Source organism: Ramlibacter sp. (genome assembly GCF_013697775.1).
Taxonomy (GTDB): Bacteria; Pseudomonadota; Gammaproteobacteria; order Burkholderiales; family Burkholderiaceae_C; genus Ramlibacter.
Window position 1 is genome coordinate 1 of sequence record NZ_JACCWG010000220.1, and the last position, 8,639, is coordinate 8,639.

An 8,639-nucleotide genomic window follows, 5' to 3' on the forward strand; every position below is an offset into this window, starting at 1 on the left:
GGCGCGGCGGCGGCCATCGGCGGCTGGATCTCGCTGGGCATGGCCGGCCTGCTGTTCACCGTGGTCGATGCCATGGTGTCCTTCGTGCTCCCGGCCGTGGCGGCGGCCGGCGGCGACCCGGCGGCCTACACCGGCTTGCGTGCGCTGTTCGACGTGCTGTTCGCCATCGGCGGCTGGACGGTCGGCGCTGGCGCGCTGGCGGCCTCGTGGTCGGCCCACTGGCCCGAATACCGCCGTGGGCACGTGCTGTGGCTGATGCGCGCCGCCGGCGTGCTGGGCCTGGCGGCCAACACCGCCTACCTGCTGGGCTTGGGCGCCGAGCGGCTGATCGGCCTGGGCGTGGTGCTGTTGTGTGCCGCGGCCATTGCGCTGGCGCTGGCGATCAATCCCAGGGCACCGAGCGCCCTCGCCTGACGCCTGCCAGCCCTTCAGACCCGATTGTCGAGCTTGTCGGCAGGTTCTCGCGCAGCATCAGTACTTCCTCTCTCATGCCAGAGTCAGCAGTGGCTGTTATATTGCATTGCAACAATTGGGGTCGGAGCATGCTTTACCAGATCTATGAAACCCAGCGGTCGATGATGGAGCCGTTCGCGGACTTCGCCCAGGCCGCGTCGAAACTCTACGGCAATCCGGTGTCGCCGTTCGGGCAGAACCCGTTCGCCCAGCGCGTGGCGGCCAGCTACGACCTGGCCTACCGGCTGTGGAAGGATTACGAGAAGCCTGCCTTCGGCATCAACGCGGTGGAGCGGGACGGCGTGGAGATCGCCATCCACGAGCGCATCGAGATCGACAAGCCGTTCTGTGAACTGCGGCGCTTCAAGCGCTTCACCGACGACGCCGCCACGCTAGACCAGCTCAAGGAGCAGCCGGCCGTGCTGATCGTGGCGCCGCTGTCGGGCCACTACGCCACGCTGCTGCGCGACACCGTGCGCACCATGCTGCGCGACCACAAGGTCTACATCACCGACTGGAAGAACGCCCGCACCGTGCCGCTGGACCAGGGCGAGTTCCACCTGGACGACTATGTCGGCTACGTGCAGGAGTTCATCCGCCACCTGCAGAAGACCTACGGCAACTGCCATGTGGTCAGCGTGTGCCAGCCCACAGTGCCAGTGCTGGCGGCGGTGTCGCTGATGGCCACGCGCGGCGAAACGACGCCGCTCACCATGACCATGATGGGCGGGCCGATCGACGCGCGCAAATCGCCTACGGCGGTGAACAACCTGGCCATGAACAAGAGCTACGAGTGGTTCGAGAACAACGTGATCTACCCTGTGCCGACCCGCTTTCCGGGCGCAGGCCGCCGCGTCTATCCCGGCTTCATGCAGCACACCGGCTTCGTGGCGATGAACCCCGATCGCCACATGACGAGCCACTATGACTACTTCAAGCAGCTGATCGCCGGCGACGATGCCAGCGCCGAGGCGCACCGCAAGTTCTACGACGAATACAACGCCGTGCTGGACATGGACGCGGACTACTACCTGGACACTATCCGCACGGTGTTCCAGGAGTTCAGCCTGGTGCACGGCACCTGGGACGTGATCAGCGACGACGGCGAGCTGGAGCGCGTGCGGCCCGAGGACATCCTCACCACGGCCAGCCTCACCATCGAAGGCGAGCTGGACGACATCTCCGGCTCCGGCCAGACCGAGGCCGCGCACGGCCTGTGCACCGGCGTGCCCAAGGCGCGCCAGAAGCACCTGGAAGTCCAGGGCGCGGGCCACTACGGCATCTTCAGCGGCCGCCGCTGGCGCGACGTGGTCTATCCGCAGGTGCGCGACTTCATCCTGCAGTTCAACGAAGGGCCGAGCGTCAACACCCCCGACCAGCGCGAGGCCGAGGGAGCCAAGGCCCGCGCGGCTGCCAGGAAGAGCAGCCGCGCCAAGTGATGGCCACCGCGGCGGACATCCACGCCGCGCTGCCGCAGACCCAGTGCACGCGCTGCGGCTACCCCGACTGCGCCGGGTATGCGCAGGCCATCGCGGCGGGCGAGGCGGACATCAACCAATGCCCGCCGGGCGGGGCCGAAGGCGTCGCGCGCCTGGCCGCGCTGACCGGCCGCCCGGTCATCGCGCTCAACCCCGCCAACGGCAGCGAGGCGCCGCGCACGCTGGCGGTGATCGACGAGGACTGGTGCATCGGCTGCACGCTGTGCATCAAGGCCTGCCCCACCGACGCGATCCTGGGCGGCAACAAGCACATGCACACGGTGATCGAGCCGTATTGCACCGGCTGCGAGCTGTGCGTGCCGGTCTGCCCGGTGGACTGCATCGCGCTGGTGAACGCCAGCGGCGCGCGCACCGGCTGGCAGGCCTGGCCGGCCCCCGATGCGGCGCAGGCGCTGGAACGCTACGAAGCGCGCAAGCAGCGCCAGGCGCGCGAGGCGGTCGAGCAGGAACAGCGGCTGGTGGAGAAAGCCGAGGCCAAGCTGGCCGACCTGCCCGCGCTCACGCGCGATGCCGAAGGCGCCGAACTGGCGCGCAAGCGCGCCGTGATCGAGGCGGCGCTGGCGCGCGCGCGGCCCAAGCACGGCTGAAACCTGAGAGGTGCTGCACTCGCGCGATTGGGCAATCAAGCGATAGCTGCCCGCAGCCCTGCTTTGCGCAGCCACATGACAATGCTGAGCTGCGCGGCACGCAGGAGTACTGATTGAGCCGCCGTCCTACAGGGGCGCAAACACCTGCAACGCGTGCACGCAAATCCGCATGGCATTCTCGGCGGATGACTTTTGGCCCGGCCCTTTTCGACCCTGATCGCTTCCACCGTTCACTGGCCCAATTCAACGCTGCGCGCCTCATGCCGGCGACACCCTCCGGCGACTGGCGGCAAGCGCTGCGGCTCGAATGCGCCATGCGCGAGTCCGAGGGCGATTTCATCGAATCGCTGCGCGGTCGCGTCGGTGCCTGGGTTCCGCGCGAGTTCCTGGCCGTCGATGATTTCATGGCGTGGTTCGAGGCGCTGGCTATCGAAGGGCCTGGGCAGGGCCATCCGTTTTTCGACTGGCTCGCGGATGACGCATCGCCCGCGCAGCTGCGCTGGTTCCTGACGCAGGAGGCCGCGGGCGAAGCCGGCTTCGAGGATCTGCTGGCCTATACCCAGGTGCGGCTGCCCACCCAGGCCAAGCTGGAATGCGCGCGCAACTATTGGGACGAGATGGGACATGGCAAGGCCGCCGCGATGCATGGAGGCATGCTGGAGCGCATGGTGCAGGGAATGGAGCTGCGCCCGACCATCGAGGGCACGGTGTGGGAGTCGCTCGCGCTGGGCAACGCGATGGTGGCGATGGCGACCACGCGGCGGTACGCCTACCAGTCGATCGGTGCGCTGGGAGCGATCGAGCTCACCGCGCCCGGGCGCGTCGCGAAAGTGTCTTTGGCGATGCGGCGTGTCGGGCTGGATTCGAAAATGCGCGCCTACTTCGACCTGCATGCCGCGCTCGACGTGTCGCATGCGCGAAGCTGGCTGCGCGAAGTGATCCGGCCCCTGGTGGAGGCGGACCCCGCGTGCGCACCGCACATCGCAGAAGGCGCCCTGATGCGCCTGTACTGCGGCCAGCGCTGCTTCGAACGCTACGACCACGACCTGCGCCAGCCCGCCAGGCCGGCGCGCGCTGAAAACGCCTTCGAGGCGTCCACCGCGACAGGACAAGCGTGCTGAGCGCGTCCGACGTCCAGCCAGAGGCGGCGAGCGGGAATCTCGAGCACGGCGCACTTGCGGCGTTGCTGAGCGCAGTGGCCGCCGAAGGCTACCGATTCATCACACCGACGCCGCTCACGCACAAGCGCGTCATCGCGCGGCAGCCCACGCGGGGTGCCGGCAACCTGCGCGACATCTTCGGCTGGAGCCTGCCTTTCGACGAAGCCGTCCTTTCTCCGCAATTGCTCGCCGCCCTGCGCGCGTCGGGTTGCCTGCTTCAGCGGGGCGGCCTCCTGGCCAGCGCGGTGCGCATCTCGACGCTGGGCGAGGACGCCTTCCTGCACTCGGCCTATCCGACGGTCGAGGACGACGCGGTATTCTTCGGCCCGGACACCTACCGTTTCGCACGCTTCATCGCGCAGGAAATCGATGCGCGGGCGCGTCGCTCGGCGGCCGCGGCACACACCGGGCGCGCCCGCGTGCTCGACGTGGGCTGCGGCTCGGGCGCGGGCGGCATCGTCGCGGCCCGGCGCCTGGCCAGGCACGGTGTGGCTGCCGATCTCGTCATGAACGACATCAATTCCCGCGCCCTGCATTTCACCGCCGCGAATGCAGCGGTGGCCGGCGTCCCCATCACGCTGGCGCAAGGCGATGCCCTCCAGTCGGTCGAGGGCGGCTTCGACCTCATCATCTCCAATCCGCCCTACATGGCCGACCCGCGAGGCCGCGCGTACCGCGACGGCGGCGCCGGCCTGGGCCGCGCTTTAAGCGTGCGCATCGCCGCCGAATCGCTGGCCCGGCTGGCGCCACAGGGACAGTTGCTGCTGTACACCGGCGTCGCCATGGTCGACGGCGCCGACCCGTTCCTGCGCGAGGTGGAGCCGCTGCTGCGCGCCGCGCGCTGCGAGTGGACCTATGCGGAGATCGATCCCGACGTCTTCGGCGAAGAGCTGGACGCGCCGCCCTACGACCGCGTCGACCGCATCGCCGCCGTCGGCCTCGTCGCCACGCGGACGGGAGTGCGCTGATGCCGGCGACCATCGAGCCCTCCGCGCCGCTGCGGCACATGCCCTCGGCGGCCGACCGCCGCAGCACGCTGGAGCGCATGCCCAAATGGCTGATCTGCGTGCCGCTGGTCGTCCAGTGGCTCTGGCTCGGCCTGCGCTACCGAAGCCTCACGCTTCCTTCGGCGGCGAATCCCGCCATCACGTCGGGCGGCCTGGTGGGCGAAGGCAAGCTGGAATACTTCAACGGCATGGGGCCGCTGGCGCGCGCGGCCACCGCCCGCGGCGGCGGCGTGCGCAACGACGGCACGCACACCGCGCAATCGCTGCAGGCGCAGATGGCGCAACTGGGGCTGGACTTCCCGCTCGTCGCCAAGCCGGACCTCGGCCTGTGCGGCCACGGCGTGCGCCGCGTGGACACCATGGCGTCGCTGCTGGAATACCTGTCGCGGTTTCCGCGGGGCGAAGTGGTGGTGCTGCAGGAATACCTGCCGCAGGAAGGCGAGGCGGGCATCTTCTATGCGCGCGACCCGCGCGATGGCCAGGGCAAGATCATCGGCCTGGCGCTGCGCACCTTTCCCTACGTGGTCGGCGACGGTGCGCGCACGGTGGGCCAGCTGGTGCAGGCCGACCCGCGCGCGAGCCGCCTGGCCGTCTCCGCGCGGCACGAGTGCGCGTTCGATCCGCACGCCGTCCCCGCGGCCGGCGAAACGGTCCGGCTCGCGACGATCGGCTCCACGCGCGTCGGCGGACTGTACCGGGACGGCGTGGCCTGCATCACGCCGCAGCTGGTTGCGGCCATCGACGCCATTGCGCGCGACATGCCGCAGTTCCACTTCGGCCGCTTCGATGTGCGCTTCGACACGCTGGCCGGACTTCGCGCGGGCGAAGGACTGCGCATCATGGAAGTCAACGGGGCGGGCTCGGAAGCCATCGAAGCCTGGGACCCGCAGACCGGCCTGCTGCAAGGCCTGCGCATGATTTTTCGCAAGCAGGCATTGCTCTTCGCCATCGGCGATGCGCGCCGGCGCGAAGGCGTGCGGCCGATCCCGCTTGTCGAATTGGCGCGCCTCAACCGCCGTCAATACCGGCTGATCGAGAACTATCCACCGTCCAATTGAGGTCATGCCCGTGCACGCCTGCGATACCGCCATCGACCTCCTTCCCGTGGCTGGAACCATCGCGCCGGCGCGCGCGAAACGGCCAGGCGCACGCCAGTTCGCCGTGGAATGGGCACGCTCGCAGGACGACGTGCGTGAGGCGCAGCGCCTGCGCTACCAGGTGTTCTGCACCGAGATGGGCGCGACGCTTTCCCCCCCGCATGGCGCGGCGGAGGGCTTGGATGCCGACCGGTTCGATCCGTATTGCGAGCACCTGCTGGTCAGGGCGATCGACTCCGTCACCGGGCGCCGCGGCCCGGTGGTCGGCACCTACCGGCTGCTGTCGCCGTCGCAGGCACGCGCGGCCGGCGGTTACTACAGCGATACGGAATTCGACCTCGCCCCGCTCGCCGCGCTGCGGCCCCGTGCCGTCGAACTGGGCCGCTCGTGCGTGCATGCGGACTGGCGCCTGGGCGGGGTCATCCTCGGGATGTGGTCGGCTCTGGCCGACTACATGCTGCGCCATGGCCTGGACACCATGATCGGCTGCGCGAGCATCGGCCTGGCCGACGGCCCAGGGGCCGCGCTGGCGCTGTGGGAGCGGCTGCGCCAGACGCACCTGGCGCAACCCGAATGGCGGGTGCGGCCCCTGCGCCCCCTGCCTGGTGCGACCGCACACGCGCAGTCCGTTAGCAGCATGCACGCGCGCACGCTGCCGGACGCACCGCCCCTGATCAAAGGCTACCTGCGGTGCGGAGCGCACGTGCTGGGCCCGCCCGCCCACGACGCCGCATTCAACACCGCCGACCTGCCCATGATGCTGCGCCTGCAGGACATGTCGCCGCTGTACCGCAAGCACTTCCTCGACGCGGCATGACCGGCACGGCGATTGCCCGGCGCAGCCTGCGCTGGGTGGCAGCCGGCCAGTTCCTCGGTGCGCTCGCCGACAACGCCCTGCTGCTTGTTTCCATCGAGGTCCTTGCCGAGCGCCACGCGCAGGAATGGGCCGCGCCCGCCCTGCGCATCGCGTTCTACGGCTCCTATGTGCTGCTGTCGGCCTTCTCCGGCGCGGTGGCCGATGCCGTTCCCAAGAAATGGGTGCTGTTCGCCACAAACTTGCTCAAGCTGTGCGGCTGCGCGCTGCTGCTGACGCAGGCCCATCCGCTCGTTGCTTATGCGCTGGTGGGCATCGGCGCCGCCGCGCATGCGCCGGCGCGCTACGGCATCCTCGGGGAACTGGCGGACGATGGCGCGCTCGTGTCCGCCAATGCATGGATCGAGATTTCCACTGTGACAGCCCTGCTGGCGGGTGTCGCCTGGGGAAGCTGGCTGTTGCGGGGCGTGGCCGCGCTGCCGGCCGAGCCGTCGCGCATCACGTTCGATGCCATCCTCGCGCTCGGCGCGGCCTACCTGCTGGCGGCGCTGTGCGCGCTGCCGATCCGCGGCGCGCCCGCGAGCAACCCGCGCGCGCTGGACCGTCCGGGCGATCTGCTGCGCCACTTCGGCGCCAGCGTCGCGCGCCTGTGGAACGACCCGGCCGCGCGCATGTCGCTGTCGGTGACCTGCGTGTTCTGGTCGGCGGCGGCGGTGCTGCAATTCGTCGTCCTGCGATGGGCGGCCGAACGGCTCCTGCTGTCGCTGCCGCAAGCCGGGCTGCTGCAGGGCGCGGTGGCCGTGGGAATGATCGCCGGCGCCGCCGCGGCGGGCCGGTGGATTCGCGAGGAGCGCGCCGCGGGCGTCCAGCCGCTGGGCATCGCCCTGGGTCTTTCGCTGCTGCTGATGGCATGGGTCGACGTCCTGCCTGCCGCGGTGCTGTTGCTGTGGGTGACCGGTGCACTGTCGGGACTGTTGCTGGTGCCCATGAACGCGGTCTTGCAGCGCAGCGGATTGGCGCTCATGCACGGCGGCCAGTCCATCGCCGTCCAGAATTTCAGCGAGAACCTGGCGTCGCTGGCCGGGCTTGCCGCCTATGGCATCGCGGTCGCGCTGCAGGTCGCGCTGGCGCCTACGCTCATCGGCATGGGGCTGGCCGTCTGCGCGGCCATGCTGCCCTGGGTCGCGGTCGGCGGCCTTGCGCGAAGCAGGCGGCGCAATGTCCCTTGAGGGCTGTGCCTAGCCCAAAACGTCGTTCACTTGCTCGTTGAACTCGGCCTGGCTCAACGCCGTGCCGATCTCCTGCGGCAATGCATCGCGCACCGAGAACACGCCCAGGATCTTGCCGCCCGCTCCGACGATGGGCAGGTGGCGAAAACCCTTCTCGATCATGATCAGCACCGCGTCGGACACGCGCGTCTCCGGCGGCACGCAGACCGGCGTGGGCGTCATCACCATGCGCACCGGCGTGCGGCGCGGCTCGCGCGCCTTGGCCAGCACGCGCGTGGTCAGGTCTCGCTCGGTGACGATGCCCAGCAGCACGTCGGGCGGCTCCATCACCAGCACGCTGCTGCTGTTCTCGCGCGTCATGGCGCACGCCGCCTCGTACACGCTGGCGAGCGGCGGCAGGCTCAGCACATGCTTCTTCGGAATCGACTGGAACACGGTGCGCTCGGCCATGCGACCTCCCTTTGCGGAAACCCATGATCCGCCGCGCCGCGCTGTAAATCAAGCCTGCATTTCGCACGCCGGCGGCACGGCCGAGCTCAGCCCAGCGACGCCAGGTAGTGCGCGAGCTCGCAGATGTCCACCGGCTTGACCAGGTGGCGGTCGAATCCCGCCTGCAAGGCCCGTTCGCGGTCAGCCGCCTGGCCGTAGCCGGTGAGCGCCACCAGCACGCAGCCGCGCGTGGCCGGCTGCGGCTGCGCTGTCCCAGGCCCATCGGCCGCGGGCGTTCCCTGCTCCAGCGGCAGCAGCACCGTGAAGATGGAACCCTCGCCGGGGCCGGGGCCGGGGCCGGGGC

The 8,639-nt window shown here is 69.8% G+C and carries 9 protein-coding genes and 1 pseudogene; 8 read left to right on the forward strand and 2 right to left on the reverse strand.

Going from position 1 to position 8,639, the window contains the following annotated elements; all coding sequences use genetic code 11:
* The 8 genes from H0U68_RS11035 to lplT all read left to right on the forward strand — a co-directional run.
* Positions 1–414 (forward strand): hypothetical protein (locus H0U68_RS11035; protein ID WP_296355503.1); only part of this gene is annotated, 414 nt, incomplete at its 5' end.
* A 128-nt stretch (positions 415–542) separates the two neighbouring features.
* A complete protein-coding gene (gene phaZ / locus H0U68_RS11040) occupies positions 543–1,892 on the forward strand; it encodes a polyhydroxyalkanoate depolymerase (protein WP_296355504.1) in 1,350 nt (449 codons plus the stop codon).
* On the forward strand, positions 1,892–2,539 hold the full coding sequence (rsxB, locus tag H0U68_RS11045; protein ID WP_296355506.1) for an electron transport complex subunit RsxB: 648 nt from the start codon (positions 1,892–1,894) through the stop codon (positions 2,537–2,539). Before phaZ ends, rsxB begins: the two co-directional genes overlap by 1 nt.
* Positions 2,540–2,652: 113 nt before the next feature.
* Positions 2,653–3,660 (forward strand): iron-containing redox enzyme family protein, encoded by a 1,008-nt coding sequence (locus H0U68_RS11050; RefSeq protein ID WP_296355507.1) that lies wholly within the window; start codon positions 2,653–2,655, stop codon positions 3,658–3,660.
* Positions 3,654–4,667, forward strand: coding sequence for a class I SAM-dependent methyltransferase (locus H0U68_RS11055; protein WP_296355510.1), 1,014 nt, complete (start codon positions 3,654–3,656; stop codon positions 4,665–4,667). The genes H0U68_RS11050 and H0U68_RS11055 overlap by 7 nt, the downstream gene beginning before the upstream one ends.
* A complete protein-coding gene (locus tag H0U68_RS11060) occupies positions 4,667–5,764 on the forward strand; it encodes a hypothetical protein (protein ID WP_296355512.1) in 1,098 nt (365 codons plus the stop codon). Before H0U68_RS11055 ends, H0U68_RS11060 begins: the two co-directional genes overlap by 1 nt.
* 4 nt (positions 5,765–5,768) lie before the next feature.
* Positions 5,769–6,620: a GNAT family N-acyltransferase gene (locus H0U68_RS11065; protein ID WP_296355513.1), complete on the forward strand. Its 852-nt coding sequence runs from the start codon at positions 5,769–5,771 to the stop codon at positions 6,618–6,620.
* Positions 6,617–7,846 (forward strand): lysophospholipid transporter LplT, encoded by a 1,230-nt coding sequence (lplT, locus tag H0U68_RS11070; protein ID WP_296355515.1) that lies wholly within the window; start codon positions 6,617–6,619, stop codon positions 7,844–7,846. Before H0U68_RS11065 ends, lplT begins: the two co-directional genes overlap by 4 nt.
* Before the next feature lie 9 nt (positions 7,847–7,855).
* On the opposite strand, the gene H0U68_RS11075 is transcribed toward lplT, so the two are convergent.
* Positions 7,856–8,296 carry a CBS domain-containing protein gene (locus H0U68_RS11075; RefSeq protein ID WP_296355517.1) on the reverse strand — a complete coding sequence of 147 codons (441 nt, stop codon included), beginning with the start codon at positions 8,294–8,296 and terminating at the stop codon, positions 7,856–7,858.
* 86 nt (positions 8,297–8,382) lie between these two features.
* Positions 8,383–8,639: pseudogene (locus tag H0U68_RS11080) on the reverse strand (hybrid sensor histidine kinase/response regulator); the annotation flags it as partial.

Bases quoted from the DNA above. Each gene is read 5' to 3' on its own strand.
- phaZ (WP_296355504.1), top strand. From the start codon at position 543: ATGCTTTACCAGATCTATGAAACCCAGCGGTCGATGATGGAGCCGTTC.
- rsxB (WP_296355506.1), top strand. From the start codon at position 1,892: ATGGCCACCGCGGCGGACATCCACGCCGCGCTGCCGCAGACCCAGTGC.
- H0U68_RS11060 (WP_296355512.1), top strand. From the start codon at position 4,667: ATGCCGGCGACCATCGAGCCCTCCGCGCCGCTGCGGCACATGCCCTCG.
- H0U68_RS11065 (WP_296355513.1), top strand. From the start codon at position 5,769: ATGCCCGTGCACGCCTGCGATACCGCCATCGACCTCCTTCCCGTGGCT.
- lplT (WP_296355515.1), top strand. From the start codon at position 6,617: ATGACCGGCACGGCGATTGCCCGGCGCAGCCTGCGCTGGGTGGCAGCC.
- H0U68_RS11075 (WP_296355517.1), bottom strand. From the start codon at position 8,296: ATGGCCGAGCGCACCGTGTTCCAGTCGATTCCGAAGAAGCATGTGCTG.